Annotated in this window: 20 protein-coding genes; 16 read left to right on the top strand and 4 right to left on the bottom strand. The window is 69.5% G+C overall.

Features of this window, described 5'->3' with window-relative positions; all coding sequences use genetic code 11:
* The first annotated feature begins 108 nt into the window (after positions 1-108).
* From AB9M23_RS02040 to def, 12 genes are all read left to right on the top strand, one after another.
* Complete coding sequence (locus AB9M23_RS02040; protein WP_372422085.1) at positions 109-1428, top strand: ABC transporter substrate-binding protein; 1320 nt, start codon at positions 109-111, stop codon at positions 1426-1428.
* Positions 1429-1748: 320 nt separating this feature from the next.
* Entirely contained in the window at positions 1749-2696 is a 948-nt protein-coding gene (locus AB9M23_RS02045) for a carbohydrate ABC transporter permease (protein ID WP_372422087.1), read from the top strand.
* Positions 2693-3634: a carbohydrate ABC transporter permease gene (locus AB9M23_RS02050; RefSeq protein WP_372422089.1), complete on the top strand. Its 942-nt coding sequence runs from the start codon at positions 2693-2695 to the stop codon at positions 3632-3634. The genes AB9M23_RS02045 and AB9M23_RS02050 overlap by 4 nt, the downstream gene beginning before the upstream one ends.
* A complete protein-coding gene (locus tag AB9M23_RS02055) occupies positions 3631-3819 on the top strand; it encodes a hypothetical protein (protein WP_372422091.1) in 189 nt (62 codons plus the stop codon). Before AB9M23_RS02050 ends, AB9M23_RS02055 begins: the two co-directional genes overlap by 4 nt.
* 4 nt (positions 3820-3823) lie before the next feature.
* Positions 3824-4927 carry an ABC transporter ATP-binding protein gene (locus AB9M23_RS02060; protein ID WP_372422093.1) on the top strand — a complete coding sequence of 368 codons (1104 nt, stop codon included), beginning with the start codon at positions 3824-3826 and terminating at the stop codon, positions 4925-4927.
* Positions 4920-5924, top strand: coding sequence for an ABC transporter ATP-binding protein (locus AB9M23_RS02065; protein WP_372422095.1), 1005 nt, complete (start codon positions 4920-4922; stop codon positions 5922-5924). Before AB9M23_RS02060 ends, AB9M23_RS02065 begins: the two co-directional genes overlap by 8 nt.
* A 4-nt stretch (positions 5925-5928) precedes the next feature.
* Positions 5929-7557 (top strand): dihydroxyacetone kinase subunit DhaK, encoded by a 1629-nt coding sequence (locus AB9M23_RS02070; protein WP_372422097.1) that lies wholly within the window; start codon positions 5929-5931, stop codon positions 7555-7557.
* A 375-nt stretch (positions 7558-7932) separates the two neighbouring features.
* Positions 7933-8112 carry a light-harvesting antenna LH1, beta subunit gene (gene pufB / locus AB9M23_RS02075; RefSeq protein ID WP_372422099.1) on the top strand — a complete coding sequence of 60 codons (180 nt, stop codon included), beginning with the start codon at positions 7933-7935 and terminating at the stop codon, positions 8110-8112.
* A 12-nt stretch (positions 8113-8124) separates the two neighbouring features.
* A complete protein-coding gene (locus AB9M23_RS02080; RefSeq protein WP_372422101.1) occupies positions 8125-8271 on the top strand; it encodes a light-harvesting protein in 147 nt (48 codons plus the stop codon).
* A 233-nt stretch (positions 8272-8504) separates the two neighbouring features.
* Positions 8505-9290 (top strand): hypothetical protein, encoded by a 786-nt coding sequence (locus AB9M23_RS02085; protein WP_372422103.1) that lies wholly within the window; start codon positions 8505-8507, stop codon positions 9288-9290.
* Positions 9291-9333: 43 nt separating this feature from the next.
* A complete protein-coding gene (locus AB9M23_RS02090; protein ID WP_372422105.1) occupies positions 9334-10791 on the top strand; it encodes an MFS transporter in 1458 nt (485 codons plus the stop codon).
* A complete protein-coding gene (gene def, locus AB9M23_RS02095; protein WP_372422107.1) occupies positions 10788-11318 on the top strand; it encodes a peptide deformylase in 531 nt (176 codons plus the stop codon). Before AB9M23_RS02090 ends, def begins: the two co-directional genes overlap by 4 nt.
* Here def and AB9M23_RS02100 read toward each other — a convergent pair.
* Complete coding sequence (locus tag AB9M23_RS02100; protein ID WP_372422109.1) at positions 11285-11719, bottom strand: VOC family protein; 435 nt, start codon at positions 11717-11719, stop codon at positions 11285-11287. The two genes, def and AB9M23_RS02100, sit on opposite strands and share 34 nt — an antisense overlap.
* A 70-nt stretch (positions 11720-11789) precedes the next feature.
* Positions 11790-12623, bottom strand: coding sequence for a helix-turn-helix domain-containing protein (locus AB9M23_RS02105; RefSeq protein ID WP_372422110.1), 834 nt, complete (start codon positions 12621-12623; stop codon positions 11790-11792).
* 230 nt (positions 12624-12853) lie between these two features.
* Between AB9M23_RS02105 and AB9M23_RS02110 the strand changes: the two genes are divergently transcribed.
* From AB9M23_RS02110 to AB9M23_RS02125, 4 genes are read left to right on the top strand one after another with little or no spacing between them, the layout of a single operon-like run.
* Complete coding sequence (locus AB9M23_RS02110) at positions 12854-14254, top strand: Wadjet anti-phage system protein JetA family protein (RefSeq protein ID WP_372422112.1); 1401 nt, start codon at positions 12854-12856, stop codon at positions 14252-14254.
* Complete coding sequence (locus AB9M23_RS02115) at positions 14241-14906, top strand: DUF4194 domain-containing protein (protein ID WP_372422114.1); 666 nt, start codon at positions 14241-14243, stop codon at positions 14904-14906. The genes AB9M23_RS02110 and AB9M23_RS02115 overlap by 14 nt, the downstream gene beginning before the upstream one ends.
* A 13-nt stretch (positions 14907-14919) precedes the next feature.
* Entirely contained in the window at positions 14920-18405 is a 3486-nt protein-coding gene (locus AB9M23_RS02120) for an SbcC/MukB-like Walker B domain-containing protein (RefSeq protein ID WP_372422115.1), read from the top strand.
* 5 nt (positions 18406-18410) lie between these two features.
* Positions 18411-19538, top strand: a complete 1128-nt coding sequence (locus tag AB9M23_RS02125; protein WP_372422116.1) for a Wadjet anti-phage system protein JetD domain-containing protein — start codon at positions 18411-18413, stop codon at positions 19536-19538.
* Positions 19539-19602: 64 nt separating this feature from the next.
* Here the strand turns inward: AB9M23_RS02125 and gyrB are convergent, their stop codons facing one another.
* Entirely contained in the window at positions 19603-22029 is a 2427-nt protein-coding gene (gene gyrB, locus AB9M23_RS02130; protein WP_372422117.1) for a DNA topoisomerase (ATP-hydrolyzing) subunit B, read from the bottom strand.
* A 193-nt stretch (positions 22030-22222) separates the two neighbouring features.
* A complete protein-coding gene (locus tag AB9M23_RS02135; RefSeq protein WP_372422118.1) occupies positions 22223-24037 on the bottom strand; it encodes an SH3 domain-containing protein in 1815 nt (604 codons plus the stop codon).
* Between the last annotated feature and the right edge of the window lie 30 nt (positions 24038-24067).

The raw sequence follows: 24067 nt of genomic DNA on the forward strand, positions 1-24067 counted from the left end.
GTACCTCAGAAAAGCGTGGACAGCGCCCGACGCCTGCGCTTATCGTTCGGGAACGCGACAAGACCGGCACGACGACCGGCGCGCTGCTCTCTGGGAGGAGACCCGAGGATGAGGAAAGCACCCTATCTCGCCGCGACCGTCGCCGCGCTGGCGCTGGCGGCCGGCTCCAACGCCGCGCAGTCCGAGGAGCTGACCCTGTGCTGGGCGGCCTGGGACCCGGCGAACGCGCTCGTCGAACTCTCCAAGGAGTTCGAGGCGCAGTCCGGCCACACGATGCGGTTCGAGTTCGTGCCCTGGCCGAACTTCGCCGACCGCATGCTCAACGAGCTCAACTCGGGCGGCAAGCTCTGCGACCTGCTCATCGGCGACAGCCAGTGGATCGGCGGCGGCGCCGAGAACGGGCACTACGTCAAGCTGAACGACTTCTTCGAGGAAGCCGGCATCAGCATGGACGACTTCGCCCCGGCCACCGTCTACGCCTATTCCACCTGGCCGAAGGGCACGCCGAACTACTACGCGCTCCCCGCCATGGGCGACGCCAACGGCTGGTTCTATCGCCGGGACTGGTTCTCCCGCCCCGAGCTGCAGGAGGCCTTCCAGGCCGAGTACGGCCGTCCCCTCGGGGAGCCGCAGACGCAGCGTGAGCTCATGGAGATCGCGAAGTTCTTCCAGGGCCGCGAGATCGACGGGCAGACGGTCTACGGCGTTTCGATCTTCACCGAGCGCGGCTCGGAGGGGATCACGATGGGCGCGACCGGTGCCATGTACGCCTGGGGCTTCAAGTACGAGAACACGCCCGGTTCCTACGACATGGAGGGCGCGGTCAACTCGCCGGAGGCGGTGGAGGCGCTGGAGTTCTACAAGGAACTCTACGATTGCTGCACGCCGCCCGGCTACACGAACGCCTACATGGAGCAGTCGCTCGACGCGTTCAAGTCGGGCCAGGTGGCGATGGCGATGAACTGGTTCGCCTTCTTCCCCGGCCTCTACGCCGATCCGACGGTGGGTGGCGACAAGATCGACTTCTTCGTCAACCCGCCGCAGAACGTCGCCGCCTCGACGCTGGGCGGGCAGGGCATCTCGGTCGTGTCCTACTCGGACAAGCAGGACGCCGCGCTCGAGTACATCCGCTGGTTCGCCCAGCCGGACGTGCAGGCGAAGTGGTGGGCGCTGGGCGGCTACTCGGCCCACAACTCGGTCCTGAACGATCCCGGCTTCGTCGACAGCCAGCCCTTCGCGGGCGACTTCCTCGAGGCGATGGCCGCGGTGCAGGACTTCTGGCAGGAGCCGACCTACGCCGAACTCCTGCTCGCCATGCAGGCGCGGCTGCACAACTACGTCGTCGCCGGCCAGGGTACCGCGCAGGAGGCGCTCGACGGCCTGATCGAAGACTGGACCGAGATCTTCGAGGACGACGGCAAGCTCTGAGGCCGGCATTCCCCTCTCCCTCGTCCGCGAGGGAGAGGGGGCGCCCCTATCCTTCCCTGTAGGGGAAGGTGGATCGACGGCGAAGCCGGCGAGACGGATGGGGCGCGGCGCGAAGCGGCGCGTTCCGCGAAGCGGAAGCCGCGCCGCGTCCGCGGCCACCGGTGCTCTTCGGCTTCGCCGAACGCGCGTGCCGCGCGCCCCATCCGTCTCGGCTTCGCCGAGCCACCTTCCCCTACAGGGAAGGAGAAGATCCGCCGGTGCCCTTCCGGCGGCTCCCATCCGCAGGTCGACCCGCGAGTTTGGAAGCACGGTCCTTCTTCATGACGAACAGCGTCATCACCGCCGCCGCCGAGAAGACGCCGCCGTCCGTCGCGCGTAGGATCAAGGGGCTCTCCGACCGGGCGATCGCCTGGATCTTCGTCGCCCCGACGATCTTCCTCCTGCTGGCGATCAACATCTTCCCGCTGATCTGGACGGTGCGGCTGTCCTTCACGGACTACCGCGCCAACCGGCTCAATCGGGAGGTCGAGTGGGTGGGCCTGCGCAACTACGAGCGCATCCTCACCGACGACGGCATCTGGATGAACATGCAGGCGACGGCGCACTTCCTGGTTTGGACGATCGTCTTCCAGGTGCTGATCGGCTTCGCCCTCGCCTGGCTGATCAACAAGAAGTTCAAGGGCAGCGCGCTGTGGACGACGATCATCGTCCTGCCGATGATGCTCTCTCCCGCCGTCGTCGGTAATTTCTGGACGTTCCTCTACCAGCCGCAGATCGGGCTGATCAACTACATGGTCGAGTTCTTCATCGGCATCCCGGCCTCGAGCTTCTCGATGCTCGGCTCGGTGACGCTCGCGCCGTGGGCGATCGTCATCGTCGACACCTGGATGTGGACGCCCTTCGTGATGCTGATCTGCCTCGCAGGGCTTCGCTCCATCCCGGATTACATCTACGAGGCCGCCGAGATCGACCGCGCCTCCAAGTGGCGCCAGTTCTGGACCATCACGGTGCCGATGGTGCTGCCCTTCCTGATGCTGGCGGTACTCTTCCGCGGCATCGAGAACTTCAAGATGTTCGACCTCGTGGTGCAGCTCACCGGCGGCGGCCCCGGCTCGATCACCGAGCTCGCGTCGATCAACCTGAAGCGCGAGGCCTTCGAGAAGTGGCGCACGGGCTATTCCTCCGCGTACGCGGTGATCCTGTTCGTCACGATCTTCGGGCTGGCCTCGATCTACGTGAAGGCGCTGAACAAGGTGAAGTCCCGATGAGCGCGCACTCGATCACCGAGCCGTCGTCGTCGACGAAGTGGGTCGCGGGCGTCCTCGTCGTCGGCTACGCGATCGTCACGCTGATCCCGCTCCTGTGGATCGTCGCCACCGGCTTCAAGACCCCTGCGGACGCGATCAGCTACCCGCCCAAGGTGGTCTTCGACCCGACGATCGAAGGCTACGTCAACCTGTTCACCACGCGCACGCGTGTCACGCCCGAGCAGCTCGAGGCGCTGCCGCCTCCGCAAGGCATCGCCGAGGAGATCGTGCGGTCCTACGGCATGGTCATCGCCGGGCCCTCGCGCTTCGGCGAGCGGTTCATGAACTCGGTGATCATCGGCTTCGGCTCGACCTTCCTGTCGATCTTCCTCGGCACGCTCGCCGCCTACGCCTTCTCGCGCTTCAAGATCCCGCTCAAGGACGATCTGCTCTTCTTCATTCTCTCCACGCGCATGATGCCGCCGATCGCGGTCGCGATCCCGATCTTCCTGATGTACCGCCAGCTCGGGCTGTCGGACACCCATCTGGGCATGATCCTGCTCTACACGGCGGTGAACATCTCGCTCGCGGTGTGGCTCTTGAAGGGCTTCATCGACGAGATCCCGCGCGAGTACGAGGAGGCGGCCCTCATCGACGGCTACACGCGCTTCCAGGCCTTCTACAAGGTCGTGCTGCCCCAGGCCGCGACCGGCATCGCCTCGACCGCGATCTTCTGCCTGATCTTCGCCTGGAACGAGTACGCCTTCGCGGTGCTGCTGACGTCCGGCACGGCGCAGACCGCGCCGCCCTTCATTCCCACCATCATCGGGGTCGGCGGGCAGGACTGGCCGGCGGTGGCGGCGGGGGCGACCCTCTTCCTGCTGCCGGTGCTGATCTTCACGGTGCTCCTGAGAAAGCACCTCCTGCGCGGCATCACCTTCGGCGCGGTGCGCAAATGAGAGACTTCCTCAGCGGAATCGTCCGCTTGCGCCGCGGACCCTGGGAGATGCTCGCCACCGTGCTGATCGCGCTCGGCGTCGTGATGCTGATGCAGCCGCTCTTCCTGTGGGCCTACACTTGGTCCTTCCTCGTGACGCTGACGGGCACGGTGATGTTCCTAGTCGTCAGCCACTTCCCGGAGTGAGCGAATGGCCGAGATCGTCATCCGCAACCTCCGCAAGGAGTTCGGCGACTTCACCGCCGTCGAGGGCTCGTCCTTCACCATCGGCGACGGCGAGTTCTTCATGCTGCTCGGCCCCTCGGGCTGCGGCAAGACCACGACCCTGCGGATGATCGCCGGGCTCGAGCTGCCGACATCGGGGGAGATTCTCATCGACGGCGAGGACGTCACGAGGAAGCCCGCCTCGCAGCGCGACATCGCCTTCGTCTTCCAGATGTTCGCGCTCTATCCGCACATGAACGTGCGCCGCAACATCGCCTATCCGCTCGTCTCCCAGGGCATGCCGAAGGCGCAGGTGAAGGCCAAGGTGGCGGAGGTCGCGCGCATCCTCGGCATCGAGGATATCCTCGACCACCCCGTCAGCGGCCTGTCGGGCGGCGACCGCCAGCGCGTGGCCCTCGGGCGCGCCATCGTGCGCAGCCCCAAGGCCTTCATGATGGACGAGCCGATCGGCGCGCTCGACGCGGAATTCCGCGAGCGGATGGCCGAGGAGCTGCGCGCCCTCCACGACCGGATGGGGGCCACCACGGTCTACGTCACGCACGACCAGCTCGAGGCCATGCAGATGGGCGACAAGATCGTGGTGATGAACCACGGCGTCGTCGAGCAGTTCGGCACGCCCCAGGAGATCTACGACCATCCCGCCACCATGTTCGTCGCCGACTTCATCGGCTCGCCGGCGATGAACTTCATCCGCTTCGAGGGCGGCTTCCGGCCCGGCGACACGTCCGTCCGGCTCGCGGGCGCCGAGGTGGCGGTGCCGGCGTTGCGGGAGGCGGCCGACGGCCGACGCCTCGTGCTCGGCGTGCGCCCCGAACACGTGCGGCTCACCGACGACGCGGACGCCGTCCTGCGCGGACGCGTCGAGGCGGTGGAGTATCTCGGCACGACGCAGATCGTGACGCTGTCCACGGTGAACGGCCCGCTGCGCGCCCGCGTCCCCTCGCGCGAGGTGGTCCGACCGGGCGAGATCGCCGGCCTCGTCTTCGACGCGCGCACGCTGACGCTCTTCGACGCGGGCACCGGCTGCGCCTTCGTCACGGCCGCCAACGAGGGAGTGCACGATGGCTGAGGTCGTGCTGCGCAACCTGACGAAGCGCTTCGGCAAGGTGCCGGCGGTGGACGACGTGAGCCTCGCCGTGCCCGACGGCGCCTTCGTCGTGCTGCTCGGCCCCACCGGCGCCGGCAAGACGACGACGCTGCGCCTCGTCGCCGGACTCGAGCGGCCGGACGCGGGCGACATCCTGATCGACGGGCGCAGCGTGCTGGGCGAGATGCCGGCGCAGCGCGACGTCGCCATGGTCTTCCAGCAATACTCGCTCTACCCGCACCTCACCGTGCGCGACAACCTCGCCTTCCCCCTGCGCTCGCCGATCCTGCGCTGGGACGAGGCGGCGATCGCGAAGCGCGTCGGCGAGGTGGCGGAGGTGCTGCGCATCGCCCACAAGCTCGGCAACAAGGCGACGCAGCTCTCCGGCGGCGAGATGCAGCGCGTCTCGATCGGGCGCGCGCTGGTGCGCCGGCCGCGCATCTACCTGATGGACGAGCCGCTCTCCTCGCTCGACGCGAAGCTGCGCGCGGAGCTGCGCATCGAGCTCAAGCGCATCCAGCAGGAGCTGGGCGCGACGCTGCTCTACGTCACGCACGACCAGATCGAGGCGATGACGATGGCGACGCACGTGGGCGTGCTCGACCATGGGCGGCTCGTGCAGTTCGGCACGCCGCGCGAGATCTACGAGGACCCGGTGAGCGTCTACGTCGCCGAGCGGCTGGGCCAGCCGCGGATCAACACGCTTCCCGCCGACATCTTCGGCCCTGGCCCCGCCGGCGCGACCACGATCGGGCTGCGGCCCGAGCACATCCGCATCGGGGAGGGGCGCGAGGCGCGGGTTGGTCGCATCGAGCGCCTGGGCGACCAGACCCGCCTCCACCTGACCCTCGAGGGCCACGAGATCGTGACGCTCACCGAGGTGCACACCCGCCTGGCGCCGGGCGACAGCGTCGCCGTCGCGCCCCGGGATCCGCTCTATTTCGACGCCGCCGGCGCGCGCGTCCCTTCCGGGAGGTGAGACCGTGAAGCAATTCATCAATGCCAGGGACAGCCTCGTCACCGAGGCGATCGACGGGCTCGTGCGCGCCTCCTCGGGCCGCCTCGCCCGCCTCGACGGCTATCCGCACGTCAAGGTCGTCGTGCGCACGGACTGGGATCGCTCGAAGGTCGCGCTCGTCTCCGGCGGCGGCTCGGGCCACGAGCCGAGCCACGCGGGCTTCGTCGGGCGCGGCATGCTGACCGCGGCGGTGTGCGGCGACGTCTTCGCCTCGCCGTCGGTCGACGCGGTGCTCGCCGGCATCCTCGCGGTGACCGGCAAGGCCGGGTGCCTGCTCGTCGTCAAGAACTACACGGGCGACAGGCTCAACTTCGGGCTCGCCGCGGAGCGCGCCCGCGCCTTCGGGCTCGACGTCTCGATGGTGATCGTCGACGACGACGTGGCGCTGCCGGACCTGCCGCAGGCCCGCGGCGTCGCCGGCACGCTCTTCGTCCACAAGATCGCCGGCGCCCTGGCGGAGGCGGGGGCCGACCTCGGGACGATCACGGCGGCGGCCGAGCGCGTCATCGCCGGCGCGATCTCGATCGGCATGTCGCTCGACACCTGCACGGTGCCGGGCTCTCCCAAGGAGGACCGTATCGCCGCCGGGCGCGCCGAGCTCGGGCTCGGCATCCACGGCGAGGCCGGCATCGAGCAGGTGGAGTTCGCCGGCGCGCGCGCCGCGATGGCGATGGTGGTCGAGCGACTGCGCCCGCATCTCGGTGCGGGCGACCACGTGGCGCTGATGAACAACCTCGGCGGCGCGACGCCGCTCGAGATGTCGGTTCTCGTCGAGGAGCTGGCGCGCTCCGAGATTGGGGATCGCGTGCGCTGGATCGTCGGCCCCGCACCGCTGATGACCTCGCTCGACATGCACGGCTTCTCGCTCTCGCTGCTGCCCGCCGACGAGGCGCGAGCGAAGGCGCTCGCCGCCCCCGTCGCGCCGCAGGCCTGGCCGGGGCTCGAGCGGCTCGGCGAGGTCGGCGTCCTCCCCCTCCCCGACGGCCTCACCCCGATCCAGCCGATGGCCTCGGCGCATCCGGGGAACCGCGCGCTCATCGCGCGCTGCTGCGAGATCCTCGTCGCGGCGGAGGCCGACCTCAACGCGCTCGACGCCAAGTCCGGCGACGGCGACACCGGCTCGACGCTGGCGGGCGCCGCCCGGGCGCTCGCCGGCGCCCTCGACCGGATGCCGCTCGCCGATCCGACGCAGCTCTACCGGGCGATCGGTATCGAGCTGTCGCAGACGATGGGCGGCTCGTCGGGTGTGCTGCTCGCGATCTTCTTCGCCGCCGCGGGTGACGCCTCCGCGTCCGGCCGCTCGTGGATCGGGGCGCTCTCGGCGGGGCTCGATCGGGTGATGCAGGTGGGCGGCGCCCAGCCCGGCGACCGCACCATGATCGACGCGCTCGCCCCGGCGCTGGAGGCGCTGCCGAACGGGCTTCCCGCCGCCGCCGCGGCGGCGCGCGCAGGCGCCGACCGCACCGCCGAGATCACCCGCGCCAAGGCCGGCCGCGCCGCCTACCTCGCGCAGGACAAGCTCGCCGGCCACCGGGACCCGGGGGCCGAGGCGGTGGCACGACTGTTCGAGGGCCTGGCGGAGAGGGCCGGCTGAGCGGACGATCCGTCTTCGGCGCCAGCGCTCCATGGCCGATCGGCCGCGCTCGATCGCGCCGATCGTCCCCGGATCCCGCCGGCGAATCTCCCGCGCCCGACGCGTCTCCGCCTCCCCCGTAAGGAACCGTGCGGACCCCGAGCCCTTCGCCGGAACGACGCCGCGGGAGGATCGCGGAACGCCGCGGAAATCCTCGTGCCGCCGTGGTTCGGGGCCCGCGTCGCGCACGGTGCGGCACCGGCGCGTCGTTCGTGGTGTCAATTTATCCTTACACTATTGGATGTAACATTTCATTGACAGTCGCGAAGCGCGGCCATAGGATGCGAGGGCCTGATCGGGCTCATTCCCGCAGGCGATTCCGAAAGGAGTGCGCGCATGCACAGCGAAAAGCAGACGCTGGATATCGACGATCCGGATCGCATCTGGCCCACCGGGCTGACCATCCGCGAGTCCGAGGAGCTCCATAAGCACGTCATCGACGGCGCGCGGGTGTTCTTCGTGATCGCGCTGATCGCCCACATCCTCGCCTACGTCTTCACGCCCTGGGGCGGCTGAGGGAGGTCCATCATGAATCAAGGTCGTATCTGGTGCGTCGTGAGCCCGACCGTGGGGCTGCCGCTCTTCCTGGGAGCCGTGGCCGTGATCTCGTTCGTCGTTCACTTCGCCATTCTCGACAACACCACCTGGTTCCCCGCCTTCTTCCAGGGCGGTTGACGCGGCCGGCCGATCCCCCGGGCCACCGCTGCCGAGGGGCGGGCGCAGGAGCCCGCCCCCCGCGGCCCTCACGATGGAGGCTCGCCCGCCCTCCGTCGACGGGCGTTTCGTGAACGCGAACGATGGCGCGTGCCGGCGAGCGTGCGCGAGGTCATCGCGGGTCGGGTGATCGCAGGCCGGTTCCGGCGTGCCGCGCGAGGCGGCCCGGACGCGGGCGTATGGGGAGAGCGCACATGGATTCGGGGTCCACTCAGGTCATCGGCATCTTTCGCTCCGAGCCCGCGGCGGAGGCCGCCCATGCGGCTCTGGTGCAGGCGGGCTTCGAGGAGTGTCGGGTGATCCGCCCGCAGCCGCGGGTCGTGGCCGACGCGGCCGGGGAGGAAGGCGCCGAGGGCGGCGCCCGGACGACTCCCGCGCCCGACGCGTCGGCGCTCGACGCCGCCGCCGTCCGCGCGGCCGTGCTCGACGGCTACCTGCCGGGCGCGCTCTCGCGGGCGTATCTCCACCTGCTGGAGGCCGGCGCCATCGTCGTGAGCGTCAAGGCTCCCTTCGGGGAGGGCGCCGCGGCGCAGGCGACCGTGTACAGCGCGCAAGGCTACGAGCCCGCGCCCGAGCCGCCGCCGCCGCGCAACCCCGCTCCCTTCTCCACGGCCTTCGGAATTCCCGTGCTGAGCCGCTCGCGCTCGCGCACGGAGCTGACGCCGACGTGGTCGTTCTCGGATTTCCTGGGCTTGCGCGTCCTGTCGCGCGATCCCGCGCCGCTGTCGCGGGCGCTCGGCATGGCGACGCTCTCCGGCGGCGCCGCGCAGGGTGGGCGACCGGCGCAGCGCAAGACCACGAGCTTCGGCCTGCCGCTGCTGTCCCGCAGCGCGGCGCCGCTGTCCTCGGCGGTGGGCCTCTCGACGCTGACCGCACCCAAGCGCGAATGGAAGACGAGCTTCGGCCTGCCTCTCCTCTCTCGCTCGGCTTCGCCGCTGTCGGACCTCTTCGGCCTGCCGGTGCTGACCAGGAAGCAGTAGCCGCGCCGTTCCGGCGCGCGCTCGCCACCTCGCGAGGACGCGGATGATCACCCTGCGGCGTCGATTGGTGTCGGTCTGGTCTGGCCTCGGCCCGCGCTGGCTGCCGTTCGCCGACGTCGCGACGCCGGACCTCTCGCTCGGGCGTCTCCTGCGGCTGTCGCTGTTCCAGGTGTCGGTGGGGATGACGCTCGTCCTCCTGGTCGGCACGCTCAACCGGGTGATGATCGTCGAGCTCGGCGTCGCCGCGAGCGTCGTGGCCGTGATGGTGGCGTTGCCGGTGGTGGCGGCGCCCTTCCGGGCGCTCGTCGGCCATCGCTCCGACACGCACCGCTGCGCGCTCGGCTGGCGGCGCACCCCCTTCGTGTGGAAGGCGACGCAGCTCCAGTTCGGCGGCTACGCCATCATGCCCTTCGCGATCCTCGTGCTCGCGGGCGCCGGGCAATCGGCGGACGCGCCGGCCTGGCTCGGGCTCGGCGCCGCCGCGCTCGCCTTCCTGCTCGTGGGCGCGGGCGCGCACGTCCTCCAGACCGCGGGCCTCGCGCTCGCCACGGACCTGACGCCGCAGGAATCGCACCCGCGGGTCGTCGGGCTCATGTACGTCACGCTGCTCGTCGGCATGATCGGGAGCGCGCTCGTGTTCGGCGCGGCGCTCGAGGACTTCACGCCCGGCCGTCTCGTGCAGGTGATCCAGGGCGCGGCGGTGGCGTGCATCGTGCTCAACGGCATCGCCTTCTGGAAGCAGGAGCCGCGGGACCCGCGGCGCGCCCGCGAGCGCGCGCCCGATCCGAGCTTCGCCGAGAGCTGGGCGCGGTTCGGCGCGGGCGGGCGGGCGATGCGCCGGCTGGTCGTCGTCGGCGTCGGCACGATGGCCTTCGGCATGTCCGACGTGCTGCTCGAGCCCTACGGCGGCGAGGTGCTCGACTGGAGCGTCGCGGCGACGACGAAGCTGACGGCGCTTCTCGCGCTGGGCGGCCTCGCGGGCTTCGCCACCGCCTCCTGGGCGCTCGGCCGAGGCGGCGACCCGTATCGGCTCGCCCTCGTCGCGGCGCTGGTGGGCGTGCCGGCCTTCGGCCTCGTGATCCTCGCGGCGCCGACCGGCCTCGCCGCATCGTTCCTGGCCGGCAACGTCCTCATCGGCTTCGGCGCGGCGCTGTTCGGGCACGCGACGCTCACCGCGACGATGAACCTCGCGCCGCCCGGCCAGGCGGGCCTCGCGCTCGGCGCCTGGGGCGCCGTGCAGGCCACCGCCGCCGGCGTCGCGCTGGCGCTCGCCGGCGTGATTCGCGACGCCGTGACGCTCGCGGCCGGTGCGCTGGAGGCGGCGGGACCGTTCGGCGGGGCGGCCGCGGGCTACGTCGCGGTCTACGCCCTCGAGATCCTGCTCCTCGTCGTCACGATCGCCGCGGTCCTGCCGCTCGCGCGCCGGGCGCTGCGCCGGAACGTCCCGGAGAACGGCGACGTGAGGGAGCCGCCCTCCGCCCCTTCGCGATCCGCGTCATGAGCGTGCGCCCGATCCTCGTCGCGCCGGCCCCGGCGTTGCGCGCCGTCTCGGCCCGCGTCGAAGCCTTCGACGGGACGGTGGCTGGAGCGGTCGACGACCTCCTCGAGACGATGCGGGCGCGCGGGGCGATCGGCCTGTCCGCGCCCCAGATCGGCGATGCGCGGCGCATCGCCGTGATCGACCCGAGCGGAGACGGGGCTGCGCCGGAGGCCTTCGTCAACCCGCGCATCGTCGCGCGCGGGCGGGCCTATGGCTTCGTGCAGGAGAGCTGCCTCTCGCTGCCCGGCGTCGTCGCGAGCGTGTGGCGCGACACGCGCGTGCGGGTGTCGGCGCAGGACGCGCAGGGGCGCTCCTTCGAGCGCGACCTCGCCGGCCTCGCGGCCGTGAGCCTCCAGCACGAGATCGACCACCTCGACGGCCGCCTCTTCGTCGACCGCCTCGGCGCACTGCGGCGCTGGGCGCTGCGCCGGCGGCTCGGCACGGCGGCCGCGCCTCACGACGGCGCGCCGTCCGCCGTCGGCCAGTAGGTGCCGATGCTCCAGAGGTTGCCCTCGGGATCGCGGAAGGCGAAGTCGCGGGTCCCGTAGGGCGTGTCGCCGAGGGCGGCGGTGATGGTCGCGCCCGCGGCCTTCGCCCGCGCGAAGGCGGCGTCGATGTCCGCGACGGCGAGGTAGAGCGCGTCCGTGCGGCGGCCGCCGCGCGCGCCGACCTCCGCGCCGTACGCGTCGTCGCGCTCCTGGCCGAGCATCAGGATCGACGTGCCCAGCACGAGCTCCGCATGGGCGACGGCGGCTCCCTCGCCGTCGCCGTCGCGATAGACGACGCGCTCGCGGAAGCCGAGCGCCTCGGCGAGCCAGGCGATCATCGCGTCGGCGTCGGTGCAGCGCAGGGTGGGGAAGAGGCAGGGGGCGGTCTCGGGCGTGCTCATCGGGTCCTCCGATCGTGGGAGCCTCCGACGCTACGGGTCTCGATCGCGCCGGTCTTGACGCTTTGTCACCTCAGTCCGCCGTCTCTCCCGCGCGCAGCGCCTCCGCGCCACCCCGAATCCGGTCGAGCCAATCCGTCGGCGTCGCGCCCGCCAGCGCGTGGAACTCGCGCACGAGGTGCGCCTGGTCGGCGAAGCCGCAGGCGGCGGCGACATCCGCCCAGGCGGCACGGCCCGACGCGGCGACGACGCAGGCGCGCCGGAAGCGGACCATGCGCGCGAGCGTCTTGGGACCGACGCCCAGATGCCGGGCGCTCAGCACCGCGAGGTGCTTGCGCGAGATCCCGATGTCCGCCGCGATCGCCGCGATCGAAACCGCGCCGCCGGCGCGGGAGACGGCCGCGCACAGATGCGCGATCTCTGGCCGCGCCGCGGGGAGCGTGCGCGCGAGCAGGAACGCCTCCGCGATGTCGAAGCGCGCGTCCCAGGTCTCCGCTTCGCCGAGGCGCCGCCGCAGGTCCCGCCCCGCGGGGCCGAGCGCGTCCTCGATGTCGACCATGCGCGAGGCGACCTCGCCGGCGAGGCCGCCGAGGAAGCGGTGCGCACCCACCGGCGTGAAGTCGATCTGCAGGCACTCCGCGCCGCCGTCGGAGCGGATCTCGACGGGTCCCGCATGGAGCCCCGCGAGGAAGCTCGGCTGCGCGTCGCCCTCTGTCGGCGCGCGGCCGAAGGCGATGCGGAAGGGACGGCCGAAGGACACGATCAGCGGCACCACGAGCGCGGCGCTCTCGTGCTGGACCCGCAGCCCGGGCCCGCGCTCGCGATAGCCCGCGAGGGAGGAGACCACGCCCGAGAGGGCAGGGTGCGGCACCCGCCGGACGAACTCGACGGGGGACGGCTCGCGCATGCAGCGACCTCCCGGTGTGGGTCGAGGGGCATCATCGCACGGGAGGCGTGGGCAGGGGAGAGGCGTGCACGAACGCCGAAGGCTCCCCCGGGCGCACCCGTCCGCAGACCGGCCGATCGGCTCGCGGAGCAGCGGCGGCAACGATCGCCCCCGGCACCGCTCGAGATTGCGCAAGCTCGGGATTCGACCTAGCCTTTCGAGACTGCTCGCTCGCCTCGTTGGTGGTCGGAATGCTGCTCTTCCAAGCGCTGCCGGTCGACATTTTCAGGCCGCTCTCCAACAAGCATCGACTCGCTTATGCACAGGTCCTCTCGCGCCTCAATGCGGGGCTTTTCTCGATCGACTATCCCGATCAGCCGACGAAGGAAGACGTCGTCGTCGAGATCCAGGAGGCGATCGTCGGATACCTGCGCAGCAACCCGGAGCTCGACCGGGAGGACTTCGGCCTGACGCCGCGAGACGTCTACGTCGAGCTGTGCGCGACCGGCTGGCTTCAGGAGATCCGCGAGGCTTGGACGATCTTCGTCGGTATGGACGAGCGGGTCTCACGGTTGCTCGATCGGCTCTGCCAGCTGCATCAGCCGTCCGACGAAACGATCGGCGGCGCCATCAGCACCGTCGTCAACGGCCTGGAGGACGCGGTCGGTGACCCCGACACCAAGAGCATCGGCGTCCAGGAGGCCGCCAAGCGTGCCAAGCAGTTCGCGCGACACATGCGTGGGGTCATCGGATCGCTGAAGGTGATCGAGCAGGAAATCCTGACGGAGGCGTCGCTCTCCGGCGTCGTCACCCGCTTCTTCGGTGATTTCGTCGACCGTATCGTCATTCGCGATTACAAGACCATCACCGTTGGCGGAAGCAACCCGTTCCTCCATCGACACCGGGCGTTGGGCCTCGCCCGTGACATCGTCGCCGACACGGCTTTGTTCATGCGCCTCTGCGACGGCTACGTCGCGATGGGTGTCGCCGCCGATCGCGCGGAAGCCGAAGCCACCTTGAACCGCCACGTCGCAGACATCGAGCACGCATTCGCGGCCATCGAACGCTTCCGCTGGCGGCTCGACGCCTCGCGGTCGCGCGTCGAGCAACGCTTCAAGAACACCGTGCGCTACATGGATCTTCTCGACGCCGGCAAGGTCGACGCCTTCCTCGGTGCCCTCTCGGCCTGCGCTCCGCTCGGCGACCTCGATGGTGACGACGAGGTGCCGACGACGATGGGGCTCGTCGACAACACGACCTGCCTCGACGACACCATTCTGCCCGAGCCGGACCGTCGGCGCGAGCCGATCGCGACCCTTCGCTCGCGCCCCGTTCCTCCCGACCCCGTCTGGCAGGAGTTCGAGCGCCTGAAGCGGGCTTTCGACAACCGCGTCGCGATCACGCCCGAGCGCATCGGGAACTTCGCTGCACGCGCTCTCGGAGAGGCGGGCGAGGCTCGAGCGGGCGAGATGATCGTGGACGGCCTGGAGGACTTCGTGCTCTTCTCCGCGCTGCAGATCCTGCGCAATTGGCCCGATCGCATGCCCAAGGGCTTCACCATCGAGTCGCTCGACACCACAACGGGAAACGATTGGATGGATTTCGGCGACTTCCGAATCGCCAGGGAGCGTCCGCGTCATGGCTTTGAATGAGCTCGAGGCGATCCTCGATCGAAGCGAGGACGACAGCGAGGCGCTAGAGCGCGACCTGCGCCAGGTCGCGCGCGCGCTCCTGGAGAGGCAGTTCCTCGTCGCGGACGATCACGGCAACCCGCGGCGCTTCGAGCTCGTGCGCGCACACCGTCGCTACTTCGAGAACCTGTTCGATGCGCTCGGATACGAGCTTGTTTTCGATGAGCGGACGCGAGTGGTGGGGATCAAGAACCGTGCCGAGGCGCCGGCGCGCCCGTTGAAGCGCGACCATGCGCTGTTCTTGCTGGCGCTGCGCATCGTCTTCCAGCAGGCGATCGAGAGCTTCGCGCTCGACGCGGGCGGGCGCTGCCGCACGACGGTCGAGGACGTCTGGTCCCTGATCGAGGAGAGGGCGCAGGGCGTCCTGCGGCCGCGCACGCGCGGAGCGACGATCGAGATCGCCCGCGAGTTCCAGAGGAACGGCATCTGCCGCCTACTCGAGGAGGAGGAGAGCGGGGGCCGCATCCCGCTCGAGATCCGTGACGTGATCACACTCATCGTGACGATCGATGCCGCGGAGAAGCTCAAGGCGTACGCGCGAACCCTCCAGCCGGAGAACGCCGGGAGCGAGGACGTCGCGACGGCCGATCCGGCCGCTTCGGACCGAGGCTGAGGGAGCCGACGCGATGAGGCCGACCTTCTTCGAGCTGCGCAACATCTCCTTCGTGAACTGGTATCTGTTCGCCGCAGACGACATCGCGATCGAAGGCGGGGTCGCGCTCGTCGGCGCCAACGGCACGGGCAAGAGCTCGATCATCGACGGCATCCAGGTCGTCCTGTCGGGGAATTCCGCCCACCACTATCGCCTCAATTCCTCTGCGCAGCAGAGCGTGGAGACGAAACGGACGGTTCTCGCATACTGCTTGGGTGTCCTCGACGACGTGTCCGACGCTCACGACGGCATTCGATCCCAGTGCCTGACATGGCTCATGCTCGGCTTCAAGCACAAGGCGACCGGCGAGGAGATCACGATCGGCATCAGCATGGCCGCGAAGCTCGGCGAGGGTCGCGTCCGCGACGAGGCGCCCTTCATAGTGCACGATCGCATCCTGCGGGCTGCCGACGTGACGCAATCCGGAGTTGATACCGAAGGTCCGTGGATCGAGGCTCTCTCGTTCGCCGACGTCAAGGCGCGGCTCGAGGCGGAGGGCGCGCACATCGAGAAGTTCCCGAATGCGACGCGGTTCATCGCCGAATACGCGACCGTGCTGGGCCCGCGACGCGGACAGATGGACCACCAGCGCTTCATGCGCAGCCTGCGCAACGCCGTCCAGTTCAAGTCGGCGGTCAATCCCAACGAGTTCATTCGCAAGAACATCCTCACGAACGAGCGGGTGGACATCTCCGGCTTGCGCGAGTCGATGGCGAGCTACAAGGCGATCAAGGAGCGGATCACCCAGCTCGAGAAGCGGATCGAGGACATCGGCAAGGTCGGCGAAGCCCATCGCGAGGTGGTCTACCGCCGCAATCTCGTCGGCCGCCAGAGGCTGGTCCTGGAGCACGCCAAGCTCCTGCGGGTCCAGCGCAGGCGCCGCGACACACGAAGCCAGCTCGACGCATGCCTCGGCGAGATCGTGGAGATCGCCGCCCGCCTCACCGAGCTGGAAGCCGAGCGGACGCGAGCCAAGGAAGCCAGGGACGACGTCGTTCGACGACGCGCTGAATCGTCCGTCGAGCGCGAGCGCGAGGGGCTTCGTAGCGAGATTCGCCTTCTCGAGGAGAAGAAGGCGCGCGCTGTCCAGGAGCTCGCTCCCGCCGCTCGGGCCATCGACGTCACCCGTGCGCTGGTTGCGACAGCGCGTGAGTTCAACGGCGGCCTCGCCGATCGGCTCGAGCGCATCCCCGAGCCCGTGCCGGGCGACATCGACGAGCAGCTCGGGGCGCTCCTTCGCGGGAGCCTGCGGGCCGATCTCGAGACGCTGCGGGAGAAGATCGGAAGGCTCGCCGCGAAGGCCGAGCAGGAGCGCGACGCGATCGAGGAGGACATCGCCCGCCTCGAGGAGAACCTGGCGCGCGTCGGCGAGGGCAAGCTCCCGCTCGACCATCGCACGACCCTTCCTCTCATGGCGACGCTGAAACGCGCCGGTATCGACAGCATGGCTCTTTGCGAGGCGGTAGACGCCATCGCCGACGAGAGCTGGCGCGACGCCGCAGAGGCGGCGCTCGGTCCCGCGCGCGAGGCGCTCATCGTCGATCCCGCGGAATACGACCGAGCCTTCGATGCCTATCGTGCGGCCGGCGTCCGGGGGGCGCAGGTGGTCGACACGACCAAGACCGCAGGCACGCAGCCCGCGAAGAACGGCTCTCTCGCGACGATGGTCCTGACGGCGAACCCGCATGCGCGCGCGTTCATCGACTTCCGGCTCGGCGGCGTCATGATGGTCGAGACGGCGTCCGAATCCCGCCGGCACGGCAGCGCGATCACCAAGGACCTGATGTCGTCCGGCTCGCGGGTCGTGCGCAAGCTGGAGCGTCCCGACCGCTATCTGCTCGGGCGCGCCGGCTCTCGGGACCATCTGTCGAGCCTCGCGGTCGAGATCGACGAGCGGCGAGGCGACCTCGATCGCGCGACACGAGACGCGCTGCGCCTGCGCGAACGCGAGCGCGACGTGTCTCGCGTGCTCGAGGCGCTCGAGGAGGCGCGCAAGCTCCCGCTGGCCGACATCCTGCGGCGCCTGGGCTTCGTCGAGGGCGAGTTCGAGCGGTGCGAGGATCGGCTCGAGGAGCTCGAGGAGAGCGCAGAGGACTTCGAGGCGCAGATCGAGGCGGCGGATGCGGCGCTCGGCGCCGCCGATGCCGCGGTCACCGATCGACGCCTGCGCATCGCGCGCGGCGAGGAGAAGGCCGAGGCGCTACGCGCGACGCTGACCGCGCTGCGAGCCGAGGAGACGGACGCCGATCTCGCCGGATCCCGAGTGATCGAGGAGATGGCGGACCCGGCGTTGCATCTCGAGCAGATCGAGACCTACTGGGACGACATCCATCCGCGCGGCGAGGAGGGTGCGACCGCCCTGGCCTACGCAGCCGCCCGTGAGCTGAGCTTCGACGACGCGACCATCGAGCGCTTCATCGCGGACGTCGATGAGCGCGTCCGCCGCAACAACCCCATCCTTCAGCGCGTTCGCGATCGCCTGCTCGAGGCGCTCGGCGAGTACCTGCGCCTGCACGACGTCGCAGCGCCCGACTGCCTGCGGAACGAGGAACGCGACATCGCCGAGATCGGAGCCTGGATCGATGCGGAACGACACCGGCTCGTCGAGAACGAGCTCCTGAACTATCGCCAGAAGGCTCAGGACGCGCTGGATAGCGTGCGGGAGCAGCTCGTCGGCGACTTCATCGCCAAGATGCGCGACGAGATCGAGAAGATCGAGCAGGAATTCCGCAACCTCAATCGGCAGCTCGCGAAGACGCCTTTCCACGGCTTGACGCTGGGCTTCGTCAAGCGCCGCGACCCCGACCGCGAGCATATGCTCTCGCTGATCGAGGCCGGATCCGACGTCGCCTGGGAGGGCTCGCTCTTCGAACGGCGAAGCGAGCTCGACGACGGGCTCGGGAAGGCGCTCGCGGAGCTGGAGGGCTTCGTCGACGACCCTGATCGCAACATCGACGAGATCACCGATCCGAAGCTGTACTTCACCTACGACGTGGTGATGAAGGACGAGAATGGGAGGGAGCAGACCGACCTCTCCAAGCGTCTGGGGACGGCGTCCGGCGGGCAGGTCCAGGCGCCGTTCTACGTCGCGCTCGCGGCTGCGATCAAGAGCGCCGCCTATCCCGGGAATCAGGCCCATGACGGCGGCGTTCCCCTCGCCCTGTTCGACGAGGCTTTCGGTAAGATGGACGACGCCTCGATACGGAGCTGCCTCGACTTCATGGACGAGATCGGCCTCCAGGTCTTTCTAGCGGCGCCCGACAGCAAGCGCATCACCTTCTCGCAGATGGTGCAGACCGTGATCTCGATCGCACGCAGCGGGCGTCACTTCACCGTCGAAGTTCAGCGCATCAAGGCGCGCACGCACGAGACCTTCCTGGAGGAGAACCCGCGTCTGCACGACTTCGACGCGTTCCGGCGACGGATGCTGGAACAGCGTGACAAGACGGCCGCGGAGTGATCGGCGTGGAGGCGATCGACGACAGTCCGGCGCGAAGCATCCTCCTCGCCCTCCTGCGGCGAGGAGACCGGGCAGCGGTGGCCAGGCGCGTGAGTATGCGTGTCGACTACGAGCGGATCCCGCGGCGCGCGGATGCTCGCGAGGCGCTCGAGCGCAGCCTCGAGATGCTCGAGCGTGCGAACGTCGTCTTCCTCGTTCGTCGGCGGGGCGCGCGACACCTGATCGATCGTGTGGTGCTCCTCGATCCCGCCGGCCTCGCGCGTCACCTCGGCATCGCACGGTTTGCAGACCAGGCACAGAGGCTGGAGAATGCCGTCGAGCAGGCAGTCTCGATGGACATGGCGCTCACGCAGCTCCTGAGCGCGTGCGTCGCACGATGGCGACGCGGTGAGTCCGCCTTTGGCCTGAGGCCAGACGAGCAAACAACTCGGAAAGCCGTCGAACGCTTCGCGCTTCTGCGGGCTCTTCTGGCCGGCGAGGGGCGGGGCCTCGATCGGCGGACTTTCTCGGTGCGCACCGTCGGACTCAGCAAGGCGCTCGAGACCCATCAGGGCATGCTGTGCCAGATGCTGCGGCGGGTCGGAGCGGAAGGCGAGTCCGACGAGGACGTTCTCGCGCGTCTCGGCCTCGAGCGGTTCATGCCCCAGATCCTGGCTTCCGGCGGGTTCGATGTCCACTTCCCGCCTCCGGACGCCGATACGTGGCTGCCGGGCACGGCGTTCCCGTACGTCTGCATCGATCCGACCTGGTTCGGAGGCTTGTGCCTGCGTGCCACCGGCCGTCGCGCCATCCTCACCATCGAGAACCTCGCGACCTTCAACCGGTATGTGCGCGAGATCCGGGAGCCGCGGCACATCGTGGTCTACACGGGCGGCTTTCCGGCCCAGACCGTCGTCGGCTTCCTCCGGCGTCTGCGCGACGCGGACCCCGGCGCCGCATTCTTCCACTGGGGCGACATCGACGAGGCCGGCTTCGAGATCGTGCGGTTCATGGAGCGTGAACTCGAGCGGGAGGTCACGCCCTTTCTCATGTGCCCCGTCCTGCTCGACACTCTGGGTTCCGCCGCAGGCATCGCTGGAGAAGGGCGTCGGCTCGAGCAGGAGACGCTCACACCGTCGCCGCTGCCCTGGTAGCCGACGAAGAGCCCCGCGCCGAAACCCAGGCGAGACGCACCATCATGCGCAGCCCGACACGGTCTCACACGTCCAGGTTCGACACGCTCAACGCGTTGTCCTGGATGAACTCGCGGCGCGGCTCGACCACGTCGCCCATCAGCTTGACGAAGAGGTCGTCGGCGTCCGCCACGTCCTTGACCCTCACCTGCAGGAGCGAGCGGGCCTCGCGGTCCAGCGTGGTCTCCCAGAGCTGGTCGGGGTTCATCTCGCCCAGGCCCTTGTAGCGCTGGAGGGTGATGCCCTTCTGCCCGACGCTCATGGCCGCCTCGAACAGGGCGCTCGGGCCGTAGAGCGTGCGGGTCTCGGCCTTGCGGACGAGCTCGACCGGGCGATCGTAGATGTCCTGGAGCTTGCCGGCGCGCTCGTCGAGGCGCTTGGCCTCCTGGCTCTCGAGCAGCGCGGCGTCGAGCACCTCCACCTGCGTCACGCCGCGCAGCGTGCGGGTGAAGACGAAGCCGTGATCGCGGACCTCGCCGGTCCAGCCGCGCTCGGTCTCCTCCGAGATCGCGTCGAGGCGCCGGGCGACGTAGGCGGCCGCCTGCCCGGCGGCGTCCGGATCGTCGACGAGCTGCGGGCGCAGCACGCCGGCGATCGCCGCCTGCTCGACGACGAAACGGCGGTAGCGCGAGTGCAGGCCGTTGATGATGTTGCGCACCGTGCGCGCCTCGTCGACGAGCGCCTTGAGCTGCTCGCCCTGGAAGACGACCCCGGTCGCCAGCCTGAGCTGCGCGTCGGCCATGCCGGTCTCGATCAGGTAGTCCTCGAGCGCGCGCTCGTCCTTGGCGTAGATCGAGCTCTTGCCGCGCCCGACCTTGTAGAGCGGCGGCTGCGCGATGTAGAGGTGCCCGCGCTCGATCAATTCGGGCATCTGCCGGAAGAAGAACGTCAAGAGAAGCGTACGGATGTGGGAGCCGTCCACGTCCGCGTCCGTCATGATGATGATCTTGTGGTAGCGCAGCTTGTCCGGGTTGAACTCCTCGCGCCCGATGCCGGTGCCGAGCGCGGTGATCAGCGTGCCGATCTCCTGGGAGGACAGCATCTTGTCGAAGCGCGCGCGCTCCACGTTGAGGATCTTGCCGCGCAGCGGCAGCACCGCCTGGTACTCGCGCGCGCGGCCCTGCTTGGCGGAGCCGCCGGCGGAATCGCCCTCGACGATGAACAGCTCGGCCTTGGCCGGGTCGCGCTCCTGGCAATCGGCGAGCTTGCCGGGGAGCGAGGCGACGTCGAGCGCGCCCTTGCGGCGGGTGAGCTCGCGCGCCTTGCGCGCCGCCTCGCGGGCGGCGGCGGCCTCGACCACCTTGGAGGCGATGGTCTTGCCTTCGGCGGGGTGCGTCTCGAGGAAGTCGCGCAGCGCCTCGTTGACGACGTTCTCGACCGCCGGTCGCACCTCGGAGGAGACGAGCTTGTCCTTCGTCTGCGAGGAGAACTTCGGGTCCGGCACCTTCACGGAGACGACGGCGGTCAGGCCCTCGCGGCAATCGTCGCCGGTGAGCGTCACCTTCTCCTTCTTCGTGAGGCCGGTCGATTCCGCGTAGCTGGTGATCTGGCGGGTCAGTGCGGCGCGGAAGCCGGCGAGGTGGGTGCCGCCGTCGCGCTGCGGGATGTTGTTGGTGAAGCACAGCACGTTCTCGTGGTAGCTGTCGTTCCACCACAGGGCGACCTCCACCGCGATGCCCTCGCGCTCCGCCTTGAGCATGATCGGCTTCTGAACGAGCGGGCTCTTCGCCCGGTCGAGGTAGCGCACGAAGGCCTCCGTGCCGCCCTCGTACATCAGCTCCTCGCGCTTCTTCTCCGCGTGTCGATTGTCGGAGAGGATGATGCGCACGCCCGAGTTCAGGAAGGCGAGCTCGCGCAGGCGATGCTCGAGCGTGCCGTAGTCGAACTCCACCATCGTGAAGGTCTGCTGCGAGGGCATGAACGACACTTCCGTGCCCCGCCGCCCGTCGGCCTCCCCCACCACCGCGAGCGGCGCCACCGGCACGCCGTGCGCGAACTCCATGAAGTGCTCCTTGCCGTTGCGCCAGATGCGCAACTTCAACCAGGTGGAGAGCGCGTTGACGACGGAGACGCCGACCCCGTGCAGGCCGCCGGAGACCTTGTAGGAGTTCTGGTCGAACTTACCGCCCGCGTGCAGCTGGGTCATGATGACCTCGGCCGCCGAGACGCCTTCGCCGGAATGGATGTCGGTGGGGATGCCGCGGCCGTTGTCGGAGACCGTCACCGAGCCGTCGGCGTTGAGCGTCACGTTCACCGCCGTGGCGTGGCCGGCCAGCGCCTCGTCGATCGCGTTGTCGACGACCTCGTAGACCATGTGGTGCAGGCCGGAGCCGTCGTCCGTGTCGCCGATGTACATGCCCGGCCGCTTGCGGACCGCGTCGAGCCCCTTCAGCACCTTGATGGATTCGGCGCCGTAGGCGTCGGTGTCGAGATTGGTCGCAGGCTCTGCCATGAACGGGTCCCTGGAGCGCGCCGCGACGTGCGGCGGGATCGCCCCCTCACGAGTTCGATTCGTCTTCCCTATTTAGGCGCTGCGGCTTGATTTTTCACCCACCGCGCAGCACGCGCGCGCGCCCGGGTACATCTGTACACGGGTTTTTGAGGCCATGCACGTCGGGGGTAGACCTGCTCCGGCAGTGCCGCCGTCAGTAGGCGATGGTGACGAGGACGTCGGCCTGGTCCAGGAGAACGAGACGGTTCGACGTGGCCTCGAGGACCGTCTGCACCCTCTCGCCGACGGGTACCGGGGTCCCGTCGACGACGACCGCGAGCTCGTTGCTCCAATTCACCGCGGGAACGCCGTCGATCAGGAAGAGGTTCGAGAAGGAACTGCCCTCCCGGGCGTCGTTGGCGCGCGCCACCTCGACGCCCGGGCCGCCGCGGTCGGATACCATCACGGCAGAGCACTGCCTGTGCGTGCCGCAATCTCCCTCCCAGGTCTCGAGCCACGCCGCGACGTCGTTCCAGACGACGATGCTGCCGGTCAGGATCTTTCGTCCCGCGTCTCCTTCGCCGATGAGGCGGAGCCCCTGCGCGTCGGCGACGTAGAGCCGGTTGTCGGGAGAGTTGCCCTGCAGCAGAAACGCGCGGCCGTTCTTCCCCGCGAGGATCGAGTAGGGCACCGCTTCGTCCCTGCGGTGCGTATGGACTCGAACCAGATCGTTTCCTTCGAGGACGAAATATTCGTAAACGACGTAGCTGCCCGGTCTGCCACGATCCACGTGCCGCGATACGAGCACGGCTCCGTCCGCGAACCTCCGGATCGACAGGGGAGCCGAGGCTTCATAGCGATGAATTTCCTCGAAATACCGTCCATCCGTCACGTAAATCGCGGAGTCTCCTTTGGAGTTCAAGCTCGCATGGACGAAGGCCCGCCCGTCTCCGCTCGGGAAGATGCCGGTGATTCGCGGCATGCCGATTCCCTCGACGAAGCCGTAGGCGGCGCCGCCGAGCCTCGAGACGCGACGTCCCTGGGCATCGTTGTGGTCGACGTGATGGATCTTGTCGCTCCCCTCGGAACTCGACACCTGCAGAACGGAGGATCCGTCCACCACGACGTACGGCCCCGAGCCGTTGGGAGACACATAGGGCGTGTCGATGATGCCGGGCGCGTCGACACGGGCGATGAACATCCCGTTGTGACGGCTGCCGACGAACGTGCCGTCACGGTACTGGTACGTGGCGAAAGGCGTCCCCCTGCGTATCAGGGTCAGGGGGCCTTGTGGCCCCTCGGGCATGGCCGCGAACGCCGCCTTCAACCGCGCCGCGATGTCCGCCGCATTCCCGGCCCGCGGCGTCGTCGCCTGCGGGCGAGCGGCCGCGCCGTCCTGCCTGGGCGCAGCGGCGGCGACGGCGGGGTCGCCGCCGCCGCTGGCGACCTCGGTGTCGGTGGGCTCGTCGGGATAGGGGTTCCATTCGAGGTCCGGGTTGCTCTCCCAGTATGCGTCCGCCGCAGCCAAGAGGCGATCGACCTGCGGGTGACCGTCGTGGCGCAGGATCATGTCGTGCGTCGGGTCCCACGGGCCGAGGGTGACGAGCCGCCCCCCTTCTGTGCCGATGCGAGAGGACGGGAGACCCGCGACGGCCGGGTCGTGCAGCACGTCGCACATGCCGTCGGCCCTCAGGAGCGGCGACCAGACGAAGCCGCGCAGCCGGCTTCCGGCGAGCTCGGCCTGCGCGTCGTCGATCAGCTGTACCTCGACCCACGCACCGGCGTGGCGGGGATCTCCCGACTTCACGCGCAGCATGGTCGCATTCTCCAGCGACGCGAGCACGTCGAACTCGATCCCCGGTCCTCGCCGGACATTGACGATATTTCCCGTTGGGGAGCAGATCTCGATGATCGCACCGTGGTCCTGGGCCGTGGCGGGCCGGACCTCGCCGGCGAACGCGCTCGCCCCGAGGAGAGTCGCGGCGAGGACATGGGCCGCTGCGCGCGGCCGTTGCGAGGCTCGGGTCATGGATGATGCTCTCCCTGCCGACGAAGCGGA

Source organism: Salinarimonas chemoclinalis (assembly GCF_041514305.1).
Classification (GTDB): Bacteria; Pseudomonadota; Alphaproteobacteria; order Rhizobiales; family Beijerinckiaceae; genus Salinarimonas; species Salinarimonas chemoclinalis.